General features: G+C 73.7%; 21 protein-coding genes. 8 read left to right on the top strand and 13 right to left on the bottom strand.

Annotated features, from left to right (window positions below; translation table 11 throughout):
• Positions 1–1,347: a wax ester/triacylglycerol synthase family O-acyltransferase gene (locus NGB36_RS04330; RefSeq protein ID WP_255918692.1), complete on the bottom strand. Its 1,347-nt coding sequence runs from the start codon at positions 1,345–1,347 to the stop codon at positions 1–3.
• 278 nt (positions 1,348–1,625) lie between these two features.
• On the opposite strand from NGB36_RS04330, the gene NGB36_RS04325 reads away from it, so the two are divergent.
• Positions 1,626–2,075, top strand: a complete 450-nt coding sequence (locus NGB36_RS04325) for a Crp/Fnr family transcriptional regulator (protein ID WP_255918691.1) — start codon at positions 1,626–1,628, stop codon at positions 2,073–2,075.
• Between the two features lie 44 nt (positions 2,076–2,119).
• On the opposite strand, the gene NGB36_RS04320 is transcribed toward NGB36_RS04325, so the two are convergent.
• The 5 genes from NGB36_RS04320 to NGB36_RS04300 form a co-directional block, all read right to left on the bottom strand.
• Positions 2,120–2,884, bottom strand: coding sequence for a crotonase/enoyl-CoA hydratase family protein (locus tag NGB36_RS04320; RefSeq protein WP_269469790.1), 765 nt, complete (start codon positions 2,882–2,884; stop codon positions 2,120–2,122).
• Between the two features lie 80 nt (positions 2,885–2,964).
• On the bottom strand, positions 2,965–3,207 hold the full coding sequence (locus tag NGB36_RS04315) for a hypothetical protein (protein WP_255918690.1): 243 nt from the start codon (positions 3,205–3,207) through the stop codon (positions 2,965–2,967).
• A gap of 164 nt (positions 3,208–3,371) precedes the next feature.
• A complete protein-coding gene (locus NGB36_RS04310) occupies positions 3,372–4,457 on the bottom strand; it encodes a carboxylate-amine ligase (protein WP_255918689.1) in 1,086 nt (361 codons plus the stop codon).
• 479 nt (positions 4,458–4,936) lie between these two features.
• Positions 4,937–5,800 (bottom strand): fructosamine kinase family protein, encoded by an 864-nt coding sequence (locus NGB36_RS04305; RefSeq protein ID WP_255918688.1) that lies wholly within the window; start codon positions 5,798–5,800, stop codon positions 4,937–4,939.
• Positions 5,797–6,294: a low molecular weight protein-tyrosine-phosphatase gene (locus NGB36_RS04300; RefSeq protein WP_308288803.1), complete on the bottom strand. Its 498-nt coding sequence runs from the start codon at positions 6,292–6,294 to the stop codon at positions 5,797–5,799. Before NGB36_RS04300 ends, NGB36_RS04305 begins: the two co-directional genes overlap by 4 nt.
• Before the next feature lie 37 nt (positions 6,295–6,331).
• On the opposite strand from NGB36_RS04300, the gene NGB36_RS04295 reads away from it, so the two are divergent.
• Positions 6,332–6,706 (top strand): RNA-binding S4 domain-containing protein, encoded by a 375-nt coding sequence (locus tag NGB36_RS04295; RefSeq protein ID WP_255918686.1) that lies wholly within the window; start codon positions 6,332–6,334, stop codon positions 6,704–6,706.
• A gap of 21 nt (positions 6,707–6,727) precedes the next feature.
• Here the strand turns inward: NGB36_RS04295 and NGB36_RS04290 are convergent, their stop codons facing one another.
• Positions 6,728–7,846 (bottom strand): mechanosensitive ion channel family protein, encoded by a 1,119-nt coding sequence (locus NGB36_RS04290; RefSeq protein ID WP_255918685.1) that lies wholly within the window; start codon positions 7,844–7,846, stop codon positions 6,728–6,730.
• A gap of 111 nt (positions 7,847–7,957) precedes the next feature.
• Positions 7,958–8,743 carry a hypothetical protein gene (locus NGB36_RS04285; RefSeq protein ID WP_255918684.1) on the bottom strand — a complete coding sequence of 262 codons (786 nt, stop codon included), beginning with the start codon at positions 8,741–8,743 and terminating at the stop codon, positions 7,958–7,960.
• A gap of 156 nt (positions 8,744–8,899) precedes the next feature.
• Here NGB36_RS04285 and NGB36_RS04280 point away from each other — a divergent pair, with 156 nt between their 5' ends.
• A complete protein-coding gene (locus NGB36_RS04280; protein ID WP_255918683.1) occupies positions 8,900–9,169 on the top strand; it encodes a hypothetical protein in 270 nt (89 codons plus the stop codon).
• 9 nt (positions 9,170–9,178) lie between these two features.
• Here the strand turns inward: NGB36_RS04280 and NGB36_RS04275 are convergent, their stop codons facing one another.
• The 3 genes from NGB36_RS04275 to NGB36_RS04265 form a co-directional block, all read right to left on the bottom strand.
• Positions 9,179–9,466: a hypothetical protein gene (locus NGB36_RS04275; protein ID WP_255918682.1), complete on the bottom strand. Its 288-nt coding sequence runs from the start codon at positions 9,464–9,466 to the stop codon at positions 9,179–9,181.
• Positions 9,467–9,571: 105 nt separating this feature from the next.
• A complete protein-coding gene (locus NGB36_RS04270; RefSeq protein WP_255918681.1) occupies positions 9,572–10,249 on the bottom strand; it encodes a response regulator transcription factor in 678 nt (225 codons plus the stop codon).
• Positions 10,246–11,484, bottom strand: coding sequence for a sensor histidine kinase (locus NGB36_RS04265; protein ID WP_255918680.1), 1,239 nt, complete (start codon positions 11,482–11,484; stop codon positions 10,246–10,248). The genes NGB36_RS04270 and NGB36_RS04265 overlap by 4 nt, the downstream gene beginning before the upstream one ends.
• Positions 11,485–12,039: 555 nt before the next feature.
• On the opposite strand from NGB36_RS04265, the gene NGB36_RS04260 reads away from it, so the two are divergent.
• The gene (locus NGB36_RS04260; protein WP_255918679.1) at positions 12,040–12,666 is read left to right on the top strand and encodes an Rv1733c family protein; all 627 of its coding nucleotides are present in this window, start codon (positions 12,040–12,042) and stop codon (positions 12,664–12,666) included.
• Between the two features lie 76 nt (positions 12,667–12,742).
• A complete protein-coding gene (locus tag NGB36_RS04255; RefSeq protein ID WP_255918678.1) occupies positions 12,743–13,789 on the top strand; it encodes an NAD-dependent epimerase/dehydratase family protein in 1,047 nt (348 codons plus the stop codon).
• 13 nt (positions 13,790–13,802) lie between these two features.
• Here the strand turns inward: NGB36_RS04255 and NGB36_RS04250 are convergent, their stop codons facing one another.
• Both NGB36_RS04250 and NGB36_RS04245 read right to left on the bottom strand, forming a co-directional pair.
• Positions 13,803–14,915, bottom strand: a complete 1,113-nt coding sequence (locus NGB36_RS04250; RefSeq protein ID WP_255918677.1) for a sensor histidine kinase — start codon at positions 14,913–14,915, stop codon at positions 13,803–13,805.
• Positions 14,908–15,696 (bottom strand): response regulator transcription factor, encoded by a 789-nt coding sequence (locus tag NGB36_RS04245; protein WP_255918676.1) that lies wholly within the window; start codon positions 15,694–15,696, stop codon positions 14,908–14,910. Before NGB36_RS04245 ends, NGB36_RS04250 begins: the two co-directional genes overlap by 8 nt.
• Positions 15,697–15,822: 126 nt before the next feature.
• Between NGB36_RS04245 and NGB36_RS04240 the strand changes: the two genes are divergently transcribed.
• The 3 genes from NGB36_RS04240 to NGB36_RS04230 are packed head-to-tail and all read left to right on the top strand — an operon-like array spanning position 15,823 to position 17,914.
• Entirely contained in the window at positions 15,823–16,548 is a 726-nt protein-coding gene (locus NGB36_RS04240; RefSeq protein ID WP_372509367.1) for a glycosyltransferase family 2 protein, read from the top strand.
• The gene (locus NGB36_RS04235; protein WP_255918675.1) at positions 16,545–17,216 is read left to right on the top strand and encodes a TIGR04282 family arsenosugar biosynthesis glycosyltransferase; all 672 of its coding nucleotides are present in this window, start codon (positions 16,545–16,547) and stop codon (positions 17,214–17,216) included. The genes NGB36_RS04240 and NGB36_RS04235 overlap by 4 nt, the downstream gene beginning before the upstream one ends.
• Entirely contained in the window at positions 17,213–17,914 is a 702-nt protein-coding gene (locus NGB36_RS04230) for a methyltransferase domain-containing protein (protein WP_255918674.1), read from the top strand. Before NGB36_RS04235 ends, NGB36_RS04230 begins: the two co-directional genes overlap by 4 nt.
• Positions 17,915–17,925: the final 11 nt, after the last annotated feature.

Raw genomic sequence — 17,925 nt, 5'->3', positions numbered from 1 at the left:
TCAGACCGGACGGACCGCGCACGCGTCGGCGAGCTCGGCCAGCGCGTCGTGGGCGCTCGCCGCGAGCCGGTCGAGGTCGGGAACGGCCCGGCCGTCGCCGAGCAGCCCGAAGTGGACACGCCTGCGGTACGTGGACATCGCGACCGACACCGACTGGCCGCGGGCCAGCGGCGCCAGCGGGTACAGCGACGTCAGCGGGCAGCCGCCCAGGGAGAGTTCGGAGCCGGGCAGCGGCACGTTGGTGACGAGGACGTCGTAGAGGAGCCGCGCCGCGAACCCGGCGAGGGGGGCGCCCAGCCGGTGGCCCAGCGGCGGCACGTAGTCGGCGAGCATCGCCACCGCGCCCGGTCCCCGCCCCGGGCCGGCCGCCTTGTTGCGGTCCATGACCGTCCGCACCGCGCGCAGTCGCTCGAGCGGATCGGCCTCGCCGACCGGGAGGCGGACGAGGAAGCCGGAGAGGGTGTTGCCGGCCCGCACGACGGTGCCGGGACGGCGGCGCGATACGGGGACCAGCGCCCGCGGATCACCGCCGCTCAGTTCCTCTCCGCGTTCCAGGGCCCAGCGGCGCAGCATCCCGGCGACCAGCGTCAGCAGGACGTCGTTGACCGTGCCACCGCCGGTCCTGCGGATCCTGTGCAGGTCGTCGAGGTCCAGCACGGCGGTGGCCACCCGCCGCGTCGCACTCGGCGCCGTCGCCAGCGCGGCGGAGCGGCGCGAGTCCAAGGTCGCCCGCATCACCGCCGTGCCGATGCCCACGACCTGCTCGGCGTCGTCCAGGCGGGAGCGGAGACTGGTGGCAAGTCGGCGCGGGTCCGGTATCACCAGCCGCGGACCGGCCGGCGCCTTCGTGGCTGCGGAGGAGGGGAGCTGCCGCATTCCCTGGTCGAGCAGGGCTGCCCCGATGGCGACCGCGCGCAAACCGTCGGCGAGTGCGTGGTGCAGCTTGACGAGCACGGAGAACGGCCCGCCGTCCGGGTGCGCGATGACGTAGATCTCCCAGGGCGGCCGTGCCCGGTCGAGCGGCCGCTCCATCAGTTCGCCGACGAGGCCGTGCAGTTCGGCCGGCCCCTGTTCACCGGTGAGCCACACCGGATGCACATGGCGGGAGACGTCGAAGCTCCGCTGCTTGGACCACATCGCGCCGCCCGGTGGCAGCAGGACGCCGCGCACCCGCATCCGCAGCCGCGGGATCGCGGATGCCCTCGCCACGAGCAACTCGGCGGCCCGCTCCGGGCCGGTGCCCGCGGTCGGCTCGAACGTCGCCAACGCGCCGAGGTGCATGGGGTGGTCGGGGGACTCCAGGTGCCAGAAAGCGAGATCCAGCGGTGCCAGCAGGTCATCGCCCACAGAGTGTGCTCTCCCGTCGGGTGCCGAGTCGGACGGCTTGGGTGAGGGGTAGCGGATTTGCAGTTAAACCACGGGCGCCGACTACCGTCAAGCATGTCCGCATCACGGACGGTTACCGGTCGGTACCGCGCCGGTGCGGTACCGGTGTCGTGTGGGTGCCGCGTCGGCACCGCTTCCGGCCGCTGATCGAGTTGCCGGGACCGCCCGCCTGGTGTGGTCTGAAGAGGACATGCCCGCAGCAAACGCGCGGCGAGGAGGGGCAGCGAGGAGGGTTGGGTATGACAGCTGCCACGCGACTGCTCCGGGCCCTGCCCGCCCAGCACCGGGAGCGCCTGATGGAGCTCGCCCGCGAGGTGTCCTTCCCCCAGGACGCCCGGATCTTCGAGGAGCGGGGCACCGCGGACCGGTTCTGGGTCATCCGCTCCGGCGCCGTCACCCTCGACCTGAAGGTCCCCGGCAAGCGGCCCGTGACGGTCGACACCCTCGGCCCCGGCGACCTGCTCGGCTGGTCCTGGATGTTCGCGCCGTACACCTGGGACTTCGGGGCCGAAGCGCTCAGCCCGGTGCGCGCCTATGAGTTCGACGGCGCCGAGGTGCGCGCGCTGTGCGACGAGGAGCCCGCCCTCGGTCTCGCCCTCGTCCGGGCCGTCGCCGAAGTGCTCGCACACCGCCTGGAGACCGCCCGTACCCGCCTGTTGGACATGCATTCCTACGGCGCGGTGCGCTGACTGCGCACTGCACCCCCGCGCGCCGCCCCGCCTCGTCGAAGGCGTCAGAGCGAGCCGAAGTCGCCGTGGCGGCCCGCGCCTTCGGCGAACCGGGCCGCTCCGGCGAGCGCTTCGCCCAGCACCGCCTGCCCGTGTGAGAACTCCCGCGCCATCGCCTCGGCCTCGGTCAGCCCGTGCTGCTCCAGCACGGACGCGCGGTCGCTGCGCAGGCACGCCTGGGGGAAGCGGGCGATGTCCGCCGCCAGCGCCTCGGCCGCTGCGCGCGCCTGCCCGGCCGGGACCAGCCGGTTGACCAGACCCATCGCATGGGCCTCCGGCGCCGGTACCGGCCGACCGGTCAGAACGAGGTCGAGCGCTCTGCTGGTGCCGATCAGCCGGGGCAGCCGCACCGTCCCGCCGTCGATCAGGGGGACACCCCAGCGGCGGCAGAAGACGCCGAAGACGGCGTCCTCCTCCGCGACCCGCAGGTCGCACCACAGGGCGAGTTCGAGACCGCCCGCGACGGCGTACCCGCTCACCGCGGCGATCACGGGCTTGGACAGCCTCAGCCGGGTGGGCCCCATCGGCCCGTCGCCGTCGGGCGCGACGCGGTTGCCGTGCTCGGTTCCCGCGGCCTTCAGGTCGGCCCCTGCGCAGAACGTCCCGCCCTCGCCCCACAGCACCGCCACCCGTGCACTCTCGTCGGCGTCGAAGGCGCGGAAGGCGTCTGCCAGCGCGGCCGCCGTCGCGCCGTCGACCGCGTTACGGCTCCCGGGACGGGAGAGCACGACGGTGGTGACGGGACCGCTCCGTTCGACGCGGACGCTCAACGTGATCCCCTGTCACCGTGGTTGCCACCGTCTGGCCCCGCATCCTGCCGGACCGGCAGGGCCCCGGCAAGACGCCGCCGTCAGGCCTCGCCCTGATGCCACGCGGGCCACTCCCACGGCCGGTCCGCCCAGTGCACCTGCTTCGCGTCGTGCAGGTCGATGTCCGGGTACGCGCGCCGCACCTCCACCTCGAACTCCTCGCGCTCCAGCGGCTCCCACGATGCCTCGCCGATGCGGACCAGGCGGTACCTGGTGTCCTTGGCGAACTCGGCGACCTCCACACGGGGCCGGGGCGGCTCGCCCTTGGCTGCGTGCTCGCTCATGCCTTCAGGATGCGGGCCCGCCGGACGCCCCGCACCCGGAGATCGCCGACCGGTCACGCAGTGCTTCCCTGCCCTTGTTCGCTTATCCGCCAGCCCGGCGCAGTGGTACGGCCGTCGTTGTCGTGTCGTTGTCGTCTGCGGCCCGGCGGCCGCGCAGGCGTCGCTCACCGCACGGTCACAGCGTCCACCACGTCGCGCAGATCGCCGCGCCTGCGGTACACCGCGCGCTGCCGTGCCGCACCGCCCCGCTGGGCGCGCACCCGCTGCCACAGCCCCCGCACCGTGTCCAAGTCGCCCGCCGCCTCCAGCCCCGGCGCGGCCCGGTCGATCAGCGCCTCGACCAGTTCCACGGCGGGCCGGGTCCGGCCGGTGGCGAGATCGACGCCGAGGCCCGCGAGCCCGTCGCGGGCGGCCCGCCAGTGCGCGGCCTGCAGCAGCCGGTCGGGGACAGCGGGGGCGGACTCCTCCATGCGCACCGCGGCCAGCAGTACGGCCACGAGCCCACGTACGAGAGCCGCGACGAGCACCACGATGTCGAGATCGCAGTTGACGTCCGCGACCCTGACCTCCAGCGTCGGGCAGTGCTCGGACGGCCGGGCGTACCAGTAGATCCCTCCCCGGTCGAGCATGAACCCCGAGGCGATGAGGGAATCGACCAGCGCGTCGTAGGCCGCGGCGTCCGGCAGCATCGGCGCCGGGCCCACGCCCGGCCACTGCGACCAGCTCATCGCCCGCCAGCTGGCGTACCCACTGTCCGAGCCGTTGCGGAACGGCGAGTTGGCGGCGAGCGCGCCGACTGTGGGAAGCCAGAGCCGTACGTGGTTGCCCAGCCGCACGGCCTCGTCGCGGCAGCTCACCGCGACGTGCACGTGGCAGCCGCACACCCCACTGCCCAGCTCATCGGTGACGGCGCCGAACTCGGCCGCCATCCGCAGATACCGCGAGGAGCCGGTGACCTCGAACGGACCGGACGCCGGCACCACCGCGGTGCCGGAGGCGACCACCAGGCACCCGGACTCCGCCGCGGCGGCGGCAACGGCCGAGCGTAGCCGCACCAGATCCTTCCGCAGTTCGTCGAGAGTGCGGACCGGACGGGTACACGTCTCCACCTGGGTGGGAAACAGCTCGGCCTGGACCTGGTCGCCGAGCACGTCCCCAGCGTTCTTGAGGACCATGGACGCGCACGGTGAGGGGACGCACGTTTCGCGGTCGACGAGAAGGAACTCCTCCTCAACGCCGAACGTGGGCACGTCCAGGGCCGCTGCGCGGAACTCGCTGCTCAGGGGGGCTCCGATCTCACGGGACAGCCGATCACTGCCCTCCTGCCAGATTCTTCCCGCGGCGCTGTGCCCACATGCGCGGCTGTCCGGGTGAGGGGGGTGTCGTGCCCCTGGCGCGGGGCGGCCGACTGGCAGGCGGGGCACAGCTCGTGACGGCCCTGCGCGGTGATCACGGTGCCCCCACCACGGCACTCGTCGCAGTCGAGGGCCGGCCCGGGGTCGGCGTGGGGCGTCGGTTCGGGAACGGGGTGGGGAGCGGGGTCGGCTCCGTGCACCATGCGCAGGAACTCCTCGGTCGAGGGCGGGGGGACGCCACAGTCCGGTGTCTCCTGCATCCGGCGCACCTTGTCATGGTTTTTCCAGCTATACGTGGTTTGTTTGCTTCAATTCAAGGTGTCTCTGGAAAAATGTGCATTTCCTGTGCCGGCCGCCCGGCCGCCCGGCCGCGGTCAACCGGCCGACCTGGCCGCGGCCACGGCCTGTCCGGCATACCCGCGTCCGAACAGCACGGCATGCACGAGCAGCGGAAACAGCTGGTGCACGCCGACGCGGCCGGCCCAGCCGCCGGCGAGCGGCGCCATCTCCTGGTAGCCGGCGAGCACGTGCTCAAGATGCGGGCAGCCGAACAGCTGCAGCATCGCCAGATCCGTCTCCCGGTGCCCGCCGTGCGCCGCCGGATCGATCAGCCACGCCTGTCCGTCGCCGCCCCACAGCACGTTCCCGCTCCACAGATCGCCGTGCAGGCGGGCGGGCGGCTCGGGAGGTCCCGCACGCTCGTCGAGCCGCTCGCACACCCGCTCGACGACCGCCGCCTCCTCGTGCGTCATGATCCCCGCGTCGACCGCCCTGCGCAGATACGGCAGCACGCGCCGCTCTGCATACCACTGCGGCCAGCTCTCACCGGGGACGTCGGCCATGGGCGCCAGGCCGATCCACGCGTCGGCCGGCCCACCGGGCGGAGGGGCGCCGAATGCCGGGGCGCCTTCGGCGTGCAGCACCGCCAGCTCGCGCCCCAGCCGCTCGGCCGCCGCCGCGGTCGGCCGCCCCGTCGCGACGCGGTCGATCACCAGCCACTGGTCGTCCACGCCTCGCACCGCGGGAAGGGGCACCGCGCCGGCCGCGGCCAGCCAGCGCAGCCCGGCCGCCTCCGCACGTGTCGCACCGGGCCCGTGCCCGCGCTTGACCACCACGACGTCCCCGCCGTCGAGCGTGACCTGCGCCATCGTCGGCGACAGCCGGCGCACCGACTGTGCGCTGCGTCCGGTCAGTCGCGCCGCCGCGCCCCCGGGCCCACCCGCGTCCGTGCCGTTCATGCCTCGTGGGCGTCGTGGGCGTCGTGGCCGTGTGCGGCGAGCCGGTCGCGCACCCAGGCGAGCAGCCCGGGCATCGCCGCCTCGATCATGGCGAGCACTTCGTCGAACCCGTCAGGACCGCCGTAGTACGGATCGGGCACGTCCAGATCCTCGCCCGCGCCGGGATCGAAGGAGCGCAGCAGCCTGACCCGGTCGGGATCGTCCAGGCGCCGGCGCAGAGCCTTGTCGTGACCGCAGTCCATTGCCAGCAGCAGGTCGGCGTCGAGATGCCCGGAGTCCACCTGGGCCGCGACGTGCCCGGTCGGATAGCCGCGCCGGGCCAGCACCGCCGCCGCCCGCTCGTCCATCGACTCCCCGACGTGCCACGGTCCCAGGCCCGCGCTGCTCACCTCGACGACGTCGTCGAGCCCGGCGCGGCGCAGCTGTTCGGCGAAGACGAGCGCGGCAGTGGGGGAGCGGCAGATGTTCCCGGTACAGACGAAACAGATGTGCACGGCGATCAGGGTACGGCGCGGTCGTAGAGTCGGGTGCATGGCTTCAGACGAGGGGACCGTGCGGGTCGACAGCTGGATCTGGTCGGTGCGGCTCACCAAGACCCGGTCGCTGGCCGCGTCCGCCTGCCGTGGCGGCCATGTGCGCGTCAACGGCGAGCGGGTCAAGCCGGCCCACCCGGTGCGCTCCGGCGACGAGGTGCGGCTCTACCACGTCGGGCGTGAGCGGATCGTCGTCGTCTCCCGCATCGTGCGCAAACGGGTCGGCGCGGCCGTCGCCGCGGAGTGCTACGTCGACAACAGTCCGCCGCCGCCACCGCGCGAGGAGGCCGTGACCGTCCCCCTTCGCGACCGCGGCACGGGCCGACCCACCAAGCGTGAACGCCGCGATCTGGAGCGGCTGCGCGGCAGGTGAGGCGCTGCGCGCGGCAGGAGCTCAGCTCGGCGGCGGAGCCGTCCCGGGCCCGGGGCCGATGTCGCCCGGGCGCGGGCCCGCGGCCGCGCCGCGGTCGGGGGCGGCATCGTGTCCCGGAGCGGGAGCGGTGTTCACCCGCGGCAGGGCGTACGGATGCTCGCAGCGCAGCCAGTCGATGAGCCGCTCGCGGATGGTGCACCGAAGCGTCCACAGGTCGGCGGAGTCCTTGGCGGTGGCGAGCGCGCGCACCTGGATCGTCGTCGGGGTGGTGTCGGTGACCACCAGGCTCCAGGCACGGCCGTCCCATGCCTCGCACTCCTTGAGCTCCTGGTGGAGGCGCTCGCGCATGAGGTCGACCGGCACGGCGTGGTCGAGGTGGAAGAAGACCGTCCCCGTCATCTGGGCGCTGCCGCGCGACCAGTTCTCGAACGGCCTGCTGGTGAAGTACGAGACGGGCATCGTGATACGGCGCTCGTCCCACGTGCTGACGACCAGATAGGTCAGGGTGATCTCCTCGACGGTGCCCCACTCGCCCTGGACGACGACCGTGTCGCCGATGCGCACCATGTCGCCGAAGGCGATCTGCAGACCGGCAAAGAGGTTGCCGAGCGTGGACTGGGCCGCGATGCCGGCGACGGCGGCGATGACCCCGGCCGACGCCAGCACCGACGTACCCACCGCCCGCATCGCCGGGAACTGCATCAGCATCACGGCGGCCGCGACGATCCCGACGGCCGCGGTGACAACGCGCTGGATGAGCGTCACCTGAGTGCGTACCCGGCGCAGCCGGGCCGGGTCGTGGGAGGCAGCGGCGTACCGCGCGTACCCGGTCTCGACGACGGCCCCGACTCCGTGCATCACCAGCCATGCCATGGCGGCGATCAGCACCAGGACGAGCACCTGCTCGATGGCTTCCTCATGGCCGCGCCCCACGTGGGCGGCGCGGTAGCCGCCGAGCAACAGGCCCGCGCAGAGCGCCACCTGCAGCGGAAGCCGGCAGCGGCGCAGCAGCTGCCACAGCGGGGTCTCCGGATGGCGGGCGTCGGCGCGTCGCAGCATGCGATCGGCCGTCCACCCGACGGCCAGGGTGACGGCAACGGCGCTGCCGGCCACGGTCAGCGGTCGCAGCACGGTTTCCATGGGTCCTCGGATCCCTCCACGGTGTGCGGATTACGGGTGCGAACCTATCCGAACGTACTTGCATTGGTTCCAGGCGTGTACCCCGCCCGGTGCCGCCGTCGACGCCACCGCTCAGCCCGGCATCGCGAACAGGCCGTAGAAGGCCCGCGGCAGCCCGCCCTCCCGCAGCGGCGGCGGTACGTAGGAGCGCAGGTGCCGCGCGCCGCCGAGCGCACGCTCCGCCGACTCCACGCTGATGCGCTCGTGCGTCTTCAGCACAAGGATGTAGGGCCTGCCGTGCCGGGCTCGGCCGATGTCCCGCACGATGACCTGGATCGGCGGCTCGGTGCGGCGCAGGTCGATGTCGCGGCCCGGTTCGGGCCCGCGCCACGGCGGCTCCACCAGGTACACGTCGCGCGGGCCGCGGGGAGCGAGGATCTGCGGCAGCTCGCGGCAGCCGATGTTGTGCAGGCTCACCCGCGCGCCGGCCTGTGCGAGCTGATGGCTGGTCACCTCGTGGACGACGGTGTCGGGTTCGGCGGCGAACACCGTCCCGCCCAGGCGCCGCCCGAGGTGGAACCCGACCGTGCCGGGCCCGCGGAACAGGTCGACGACCAGCGGCGGCGCAAGCTGTCTCGGCAGCTCCCCGAGCCCGTCGAGCAGGGCGGCGACGGCGGCGCGGTCGTCGTCCCAGACGCGCGCGACCATGCCGGTCCGGGCGGGCCGTGGCACGGACCCCAGGACGGCGGCGGCACGCTGCGTGTACGAGGCGGTGGTGTCGATCTCACGGCGCAGGTGCCGTCCCACGTCGAGGAGTTCGTCGTCGGTCAGCAGCCGTCCGTAGGCGGGGGCGAGCGGATCGTTCGGCTCGCGCAGCAGGCGGCCTCGGCCCGCCGTCCGCCGGCAGCTGTATGTCACGTGCCTTCCCCTCCGCTTCGCTCGCCGGACCCGGCATTGGCGGAAGCTACAACTGCCCTCCGCTAGATGGAAAGTATCATCCACGATACGAAAGAGGATCTCGGGGTTGATGGGCCGGCCCGCGTTCTGCGCCTTCCGGATGCACCGTAGAGGGAGGTGGGGGAGCGAGGACCGGATGATGGCGGTACGACGCCTCGGGCGCTGCTGCGGACCGTGGTGGCGGCCGTGCTCGTCGCGGTCGCCACCTGCTCCTCAGGCCGTGCCTCCCCGCCCTCCTCGGGCACACCGGCCACACCCCTCACAGTGGCCTCCGGCACACGCCACCCCGCACCGCTGCAGCCCGGCGACTGGCCCACGCGCCACCGCGACCCCGCCCGGACCGGTGCCGCACCCGGCCTGCCCGCCCAGGGCGTGCTCCGCCACTGATCGGCGCCGCTACGGGCCTGCCCGCTCCGGCATCGCCTGCTCGACCCCGTCGAGTTGCAGCACACATGAGGGGGTGCCGGACCCCATCCTCGGAAGCCGTATGCGGACCTGGAACGGGCGGACCGGCTCCTCCGGCAGCTCGGCGCAGAGCAGGCTCGTTCCCGAGCCGTGCAGCTGCTTGACGGCGACCTCCTTGCCGTCCACCAGCACCTCCGCCTCGGCCGTATGGCCGGAGCGCACGTTCACCGTGATGGAATGGCCGGCCTGGTCCATATGGAAGTGGCGACGGCGGCTCATGGCCCACCTCCGTGACGGTGCGCTTGTGACATCAGCGTAGATTCTGCATGACCGTTTTGACAGGTTTGCTCATGTGCTGCGGCGGCTGCCGGCCGCGCGCTGCGGTCACTGGACGGCAGGCTTGACCAGCCCCGTCTCATAGGCGATCACCACGAGCTGCGCACGGTCGTGAGCCTTCAGCTTGGTCATCGCGCGGTTCACATGCGTCTTGACGGTGTGCGGACTGAGCGCGAGCCGGCCGGCGATCTCCTCGTTGGACAGACCGCCCGCGACGTGGACGAGGATCTCCCGCTCACGGCCGGTCAGCACATCGAGCAGCCCCGGCGCCGGCTGGTCGACCGGGCCGCGGTCGGGCTGGGCGAGAAAGCGCCCGATCATGGCCTTCAGCGCCATCGGCGACAGCAGCGCATCACCCGCCGCCACCGTGCGGATCGCCTCGATCAGCTCCTTGGGGTCGGCGCCCTTGCCGAGGAAGCCGCTGGCCCCGGCGCGCAGCGCCTGGAAGACGTACGCGTCGATCTCGAACGTCGTCAGCACCAGAACCCGCACCCCGGCGAGGTCCTCGTCCTCGGTAATCATCCGCGTGGCCACCAGACCGTCCATGTCCGGCATCCGGATGTCCATCAGCACGATGTCGGCGCGCAGTTCACGGGCGAGCCGCACGGCCTCGCGCCCGGTGGAGGCCTCGCCCACCACCTCCATCCCCGGCGTGGAGTCGATCAGCACCTTGAAGCCCGCGCGCAGCAACGCCTGGTCGTCGGCGAGCAGCACACGGATCGTCACGAGACGACCTCCGGCTCCGGCGCGAGCGGAAGCATCGCACTGACCCGGAAGCCCCCGCCCGGCCGAGGGCCCGCGCTCAGGCTTCCGCCGACGATCGCGACCCGCTCGCGCATCCCGCGGATGCCGTGCCCGCAACCACCGGCGGGGACAGCACGAGCAGGCCGGGAGCCGTCCCCCTCGTTCTCCACCACGATGCGCAGGCCGGCGGGGCGGTAACTGAGGCGCAGGCAGGTCCTTGCACCGGCGGCGTGCTTGCAGACGTTGGTGAGCGACTCCTGCACGACCCGGAACGCCGTCAGGTCCGCCGCCGGGGCGAGCGCACGCACCGTGCCGTCCACCTCGTGCTCGATGCTCAGTCCCGACTTGCGGAACGACTCGACGAGCTCACCCAGGCCCGACAGCCCTACCGTCGGCTCGGTCGGCGCGGCGGCGTCGCCTGCCTCACGCAGCAGGCCGACGGTGTCCTTCAGCTCGTCGAGCGCGGCCCGGCTCGCCTGCCGGATGTGCGCGAGCGACTCCCTGACCTGCGCCGGCTGCTCGTCCAGGACGTAATCGGCCACCCCGGCCTGCACGTTGATCAAGGCCAGATGATGACCCACCTGATCGTGCAGGTCCCGCGCGATGCGCAGCCGCTCCTCGGTGACCCGGCGCCTGGCCTCGTTCTCGCGGTCGTGCTCGGCCCTGCGGGCCCGCTCCTCGGCCTCGGCGAGGATGGCGCGCCGGCTGCGGGCCGCGTCCCCGGCGGCCAGGGCCAGCAGGGTGAGGGCGCTCACGGCGAGCGTCTCGGCGCTGAGCCAGTCGGTGGGCCGGGTCAGCCCAAGGGTGCCGACCAGGACGGCGACCACGGGCAGGCCGCGCAGCAGCGCGGTACGGCGGTCGGTGGTCTCGGCCGTGTAGTGCAGCACGATCATGGGGGCAATCAGCAGCGCCGGGTGCGAGCCGACGGTGGCCAGGTAGCAGGCCGCCCCCGCGGTGGTCACCGCGAGCGTGGGCAGCGGCCGGCGGCGCCGGAACGGCAGCGCCGCACATGTGACCAACATCACCAGGACCAGCCAGACCGTGAGGTGCGCAGGGTGACCGGGGCCGGGTGCCCCGATGGTCACCTGCACGCCCTGTTCCGGCCGGCCGGCCTGGCTGCCGGCCAGCGCGCAGGCGAACACCGCGGCCGCGACGCAGATGTCCACGGCGAGCAGCCGGGCTGGTCGCGCCCGCACCCAGGGGACGATGCCGTACATGCCCACAACGCTAAACGGCCCCGCAAGCCGAGGTCATCGTCCCCCGACACCACAGCCCGTCACCGCGGTCGCAGTACCGCGGTCCGGATCTACTGCGAGCGCAGTACGGCGAGGAACCGTCCGCCGGAGGACGTGAGAGGGGGTCGGCCAGGGGGCCCGGGCGATGGTGAGAGCCTGCCACCTCCTCGGACGCTGGAACTGGTGGCCCTCCACACTCCGCCGCCGGCACACCGCACCGGCAGCCTCCGAGCTGCATGTCGTCGAGGCCTCCGCGGGGCTCGAAGAGGCGGGATCGACGCGCCGGGACGGATGACATCCGGTGCCGGGCGGCCCGCCCCATCCCACGGATGGGAGCGGCCCGCCCATCGCCCGTTCATGGGGCCGGTCGGCCCACGCCGATGCGGCCGCACGGTACCATCACCGGCCCACCAGGCCCTGTCGCCGGTGCGTACCGGACGAGCACTGTGTCATGGGCGGATGTTTACCCGGCAGCCCCGGCTGCCCCACTGAAGCGGCACGACGCGGGTATGTGCACTGCGGGAAGGGAGGAGAGCTATGTCGCTCCGTACACCGCACGGACGCCACCGCCGCCCCGGCCGGGCACTGGGCGTGCTGGGTACCGACCGGCACACCGCCCACAGCCCGCTCGAACGCACCTCGGACCGCATCCAGAGCTGGGCCGGCAAGATCCTCGTCGTACTGATCCTGCTGGCCCTTCCCGCGGCCGTCATCGGTACGGACGCGTACGTCTACCACCTGTCGATGCACACGGTGCGCGTCCAGGCCGCCACCCGCCGCCCCGCCACCGCCCAGGTGCTGCGGAACGCCCCCATGGTGCCCTCGCAGACCACGGTCGCGGCCGCAGCGCGGGTCACCGGAGCGGGCCGCGCGCCGTACGTCGCCACCGCCTCCGTCACCCCGGGAACCGTCGCCGGCACCATCCTCAGCGTGTGGGTGGACAAGCGGACCGGCGCCATCGTCTCCGCGCCGCTCACCGCCTCCCAGGCCTCGCACGACGCCGGCCTCGCCGCCGCCATGGTCGTGCCCGCGCTACCGCTCGCCGCCCTGGGCCTGTGGCTGGCGCTGCGGCGGGTGCTCGACCGGATGCGTGCCGCCCGGTGGGACAAGGAGTGGGAGTGGATCGAGCCCCAGTGGTCCGGACGCTACCGCGACCACTCCTGACGGCTCTTCTTACGTTTCGCTGACGGCGGCCTCGTGTCCGCCCCATGGGCGCCTTCCGGCCCGTAACGTCGCCCGCATGCTGGTACTCGTCACCGGTGGCGCGGGCTTCATCGGCTCGCACATCGTCACCGCGCTCGTCGACGCAGGACACGACGTCCGGATCCTCGACACGCACACCCCTGCCGGGCCGCCCGCCGGCGTCACGGTCGTCCATGCCGACGTACGCGACCGGGCGGCCGTGACGGACGCGTTGCGCGGCGTGGACGTCGTGTGCCACCAGGCCGCCATGGTCGGCCTCGGCAAGGAGTTCGCCGACGCGCCCGACTACGTGAGCCGCAACGACCTCGGCACCGCTGTACTGCTTGCGGCGATGGCCGAGACCCGCGTGAGCCGTCTGGTGGTCGCCGGGTCCATGGTGGTCTACGGCGAAGGACGCTACGACTGCGCGCGGCACGGCACCGTACGGCCCGGTCCGCGGCGCGTCGCCGACCTCGACCACGGCCGTTTCGAGCCACCGTGCCCGCACTGCGGGCAGCCGCTCGCTCCCGGCCTCGTCACCGAGGACGCGCCCCTCGACCCGCGCAACGTGTACGCGGTGACCAAAGTGACGCAGGAACACCTCGCCGCCTGCTGGGCCCGCGCCGTCCAGGGCCGGGCCGTAGCGCTGCGCTACCACAACGTCTACGGTCCGGGGATGCCCCGCGACACCCCCTATGCGGGGGTCGCCTCGATCTTCCGCTCCGCGCTCGCCCGCGGCGAGGCGCCGCGCGTCTTCGAAGACGGCGGCCAGCGCCGCGACTTCGTCCACGCACGGGACGTGGCGGCCGCCAACCTCGCGGCGCTCGCGGCGGAACCGGAACCCGGCACGCTGCGCGCCTACAACGTCGGAAGCGGAACGCCGCACACCGTCGGTGAGATGGCCGCCGCGCTCGCCGCGGCATACGGTGGTCCCGCGCCCGTCGTCACCGGCGAGTACCGGCTCGGCGACGTCCGCCACATCACCGCCTCCTCCCAGCGGCTGCGCGACGAGCTCGGCTGGCGTCCATGGACCGGCTTCGTGGACGGGATGGCCGAGTTCGCCAAGGCACCGCTGCGGCCGGCCTCGGAGACCGGTGCGGAATGACAGACAGCGGACGTCAGTTGGGCGCCGCCGGAAGGACGACCTCGAAGCGGCAGCCGCCCGGCACATTGCGCACCGCCGCGCGCCCGGAGTGCGCCTCGACGATGCCGCGGACGATGGCGAGCCCGAGCCCCGCCCCGGCCGGAGGGGTGCGCGCCCCCGTGCCACGCCAGCCGGTGTCGAAGACGCGTGGCAGGTCCTCGGCCGGGATCCCGCCGCACCCGTCGGTCACCGACAGCACCACCGTGTCCGCCTGGCGGTGCGCCGCCACCGCCACCGTGCCGTCGGCCGGCGTCCGGTGGATCGCGTTGACCAGCAGATTGGCCAGGACGCGCGTCATCTCCCGTCCGTCCACCTCGATCGGCACCGGCTCCACCACGTCACCGACGAGCCGCACACCGTGCTCGCGCGCGAGCGGATCCGCGCCCGCGAGCGCATCACCCACCAGGTCGTAGACCGACATCCGGGACAGGGCGAGCGGCAGCACGCCCGCCTGGATACGGGAGAGTTCGAACAGATCGCCGACCATGGCGCTCAGTCGCTCGACCTCAGCGCGTATTCGGGCGTGATAGGCGGCCGGGTCGTACACCATGCCGTCCTCGAGCGCCTCGGCCATCGCCCGCAGCCCCGCCAGCGGGGTGCGCAGATCGTGCGAGATCCACGCCACCAGCTCGCGCCGGGACGCCTCCAGGGCGCGCTCCCGCTCCCTGGACGCGGCGAGTTTGGCGCTGGTGACCGCCAACTCACGGCCGAGCTCGGCGAGTTCGGCCGTCGGAGGGCCGGCGGGCGGGGAGAATCCGCCGCCGTCGCCGAGCGCCCGGGTGGCCGCGGCGAGTGCCCGGCTCCCGGCCACCACCTGCCGGCCGAGCAGCAGGGTGACGGCGAGCGAGACGACACCGGCGATGGCGCACACCAGGATGACGACCCGCACATCGTGCGAGGACAGGAACATCGCCCACGCCACCGAGACCGTCCCGGCGAGCATGGCGGCGACCGCCACCGCCGCGATGACGGCGAGCGACAGCGAAAGCGAGCGGTGCCGCAGCGTCCGCAGTACCAGCGCGCCGAGCAGGCCGGCCGCGGCCGCCCCGGCGGCCGCGTAGGCGGCGATGACCAATAGATCATGCATGGGAGGGCTCCTCGCTTCCGGCCGCACCGGGACCCGGTCCGGGCCCGGGACCGGCACCGGTCCCGGGCGCATTGAAGCGGTAGCCGACGCCCCACACCGTGCTGATCAGCCGGGGGTGAGCCGGATCGTCCTCGATCTTCTCCCGCAGCCGCCGCACATGGACGGTCACCGTCGACAGGTCCCCGAACTCCCACTCCCACACCTGGTGCATGAGCTCCTCGCGGCTCCACGCCCGCTCCGGATTACGCAGGAAGAAGGCGAGCAGGTCGAACTCCCTGATGGTCAGGGCGAGTTCGGCGCCGTCCCGGGTGGCCCTGCGGGCGGCCGGGTCCACCGCGAGAGGCCCGGCGCGCAGCCACGGCCCGGGGTCATGCGCCCGCGTCCCCGCGCGGCGCAGCACGGACTCGACGCGCAGCACCAGCTCGCGCGGGCTGAACGGCTTGGTGACGTAGTCGTCGGCGCCGACTTCGAGCCCGAGAATCCGGTCGTCCTCGTCGCCGCGCGCGGTGAGCATGACGACCGGCAGCGGCCCTTGCCGGCGAAGCCGCCGGCAGACCTCGAGGCCGTCGATGCCCGGCAGCATCAGGTCGAGCACGACGAGGTCGGGCCGGACGGCCGTCGCCCGGGCCATCGCCTCCGGGCCGTCGGCGGCCCGGTCCACGGTGAATCCGGCGCGGTCGAGGTAGCCCGCGACGATCTCGGCGACGGTCGGGTCGTCGTCCACGACCAGGACGCGGCGTGGGGCGGCTGCGGGGTTACCGGCGACGGTGGCTCTGCTCACGTTTCCGAGTCTGGCACCCACCTCCGTCAACAGCGCCCCGCCGGGCAGGCCCCCACCCTCCGACGTCCGTGTTTCGTAAGAAACCAGAATCCTGAATGCCCCGCTTTGTCTTCGTAGGGTGGAGGTGTGACCGAGAATCCCCCGCCACCCAACGACGCCGGTGCGTGTCCCGGCGACGCACCCGCCCGCGTCGACGTCGTCCTGCCGTGCCTCGACGAAGCGGCCGCCCTGCCCTGGGTGCTGGAGCGCATACCGCCCGGCTGGCGAGCCGTCGTCGTCGACAACGGCTCGACCGACGGCTCCGCGGAACTCGCCGCTTCCCTGGGCGCGTACGTGGTCCGGGAACCCGTACGCGGCTTCGGCGCCGCCTGCCACGCCGGCCTGCAAGCCGCCACCGCCGACATCGTCTGCTTCTGCGACTGCGACGCCTCCCTCGATCCCACCTCGCTGCCCACCGTCGTGCGGCCCGTGCTCGACGGGCGGGCCGACCTCGTCCTCGGGCGCCGCAGGCCCGTCACACGCGGCGCCTGGCCCCTGCATGCCAGGCTCGCCAACCGCGAGCTGAGCCGGCTCATCCGCCGGCGCACCGGGCTGCGTCTCGGCGACCTCGGCCCGATGCGCGCCGCTCGCCGCGAACCCCTGCTGGCCCTGGGGCTCACCGACCGCCGCTCGGGGTACCCGCTGCAGATGGTGGTCCGAGCCGCCGACGCCGGCTGGCGGGTACGCGAGACCGATGTGCCCTACCGGCCGCGCACCGGGCGCTCCAAGGTCACCGGCACCTGGCGCGGCACCTGGCACGCCGTGCAGGACATGCGCGCCGTGCTGCACACCTCCGCAGGAGCGGTCCGATGACCGCCCCCATGACGCGCCCGGTCACGGCCGCCGGGCCCGGCGGGCCCACCACCGTGCTCGTCATCGCCAAGGAACCCCTGCCCGGACGGGTCAAGACCCGGCTCACGCCACCGTTCACCCCCGAACAGGCCGCCGCCCTCGCCGAGGCCGCCCTCGCAGACACCCTCGACGCGGTGCTGTGCGCGCCGGCCCGCCGCCGGGTCCTCGTCCTCGACGGCACGCCCGGCCGTTGGCTTCCGCCGGGCATCGACGTGGTAGAGCAGGCCCCCGGCGGCCTCGACGAACGACTCGCCGCCGCCTTCGCAGGCTGCGCCGACGGGCCGGCCCTGCTGGTGGGCATGGACACCCCGCAGCTCACCCCACGGCTCCTCGTCCCCGCGCTCGCGCCCGACGCCTGGAGCGGCTGCGACGCCTGGTTCGGCCCGGCCGAGGACGGCGGATTCTGGGCGCTCGGGCTCGCCGAACCCGACCCCGCGCTGCTGCGGGGCATCCCGATGTCCACCGCCCGCACCGGAGCGCTGCAGCGCGCACGCCTGTGCTCGGCGGGACTGCGCGTACGCGACCTGGCCCGGCTGCGGGACGTCGACACCGCACCGGACGCGGCAGCCGTCGCCGCCACAGCCCCCGCATCGCGCTTCGCCGCCCTCCTGTCCCGGTTCGCGTCATGAACACGGCGCAGGACACACCGCAGGCACCACAGCCGCCCGGGGCAGCCGAGCTGACGCCGCGCCAACCACAGCCGTGGACCGACGACCCGTACGCCCGCGCCCTGCGCACCGGACGCGGACCGCTCTTCCTGCGCCGCCCCGACGGCTGGCTGCTGCCGCTCGACGTCGAGCGCTGGTGCGCCGGACCGGACGCCGCCGACACCTCCCTGCTGAGCCGTTGCCGCGGCCCCGTGCTCGACATCGGCTGCGGACCCGGGCGCCTGGTGGCCGCGCTCACCGCCCACGGGCTGCCGGCCCTCGGCATTGACGTCAGCCCGGCCGCGGTGGCCCGCACCCGCGGCGCGGGCGCGGCCGTGCTGCACCGCTCGGTCTTCGACCGCCTGCCCGCCGAAGGCCGCTGGTCCACCGTGCTGCTGGTCGACGGCAACATCGGCATCGGCGGCGACCCGCGCGCCCTGCTGGGCAGGCTGCGACAACTGACAGCCCCCGGCGGCCGGTTGCTCGCCGAGGCCGCCGCCCACGACGTGGACGAGCGGCTGACCGTACGGGTCGAGGACGCTCGCGGACGTCACGGCCGCGACTTCCCCTGGGCCCGGCTCGGCCCGACAGCGCTGGGCGCCGCCGCGACGGCCGCCGGCTGGACCCCCGTCGATGCGTGGGAGTCGGGCGGCCGCCACTTCGCGGAATTCACCCGCTGAGGACGGCCTGC

It is taken from the genome of Streptomyces humicola, assembly GCF_024436035.1.
GTDB classification, from domain to species: Bacteria; Actinomycetota; Actinomycetes; order Streptomycetales; family Streptomycetaceae; genus Streptantibioticus_B; species Streptantibioticus_B humicola.
Note: the sequence above shows the minus strand (reverse complement) of the source record. Positions and strands in the feature narration are given on the sequence as shown.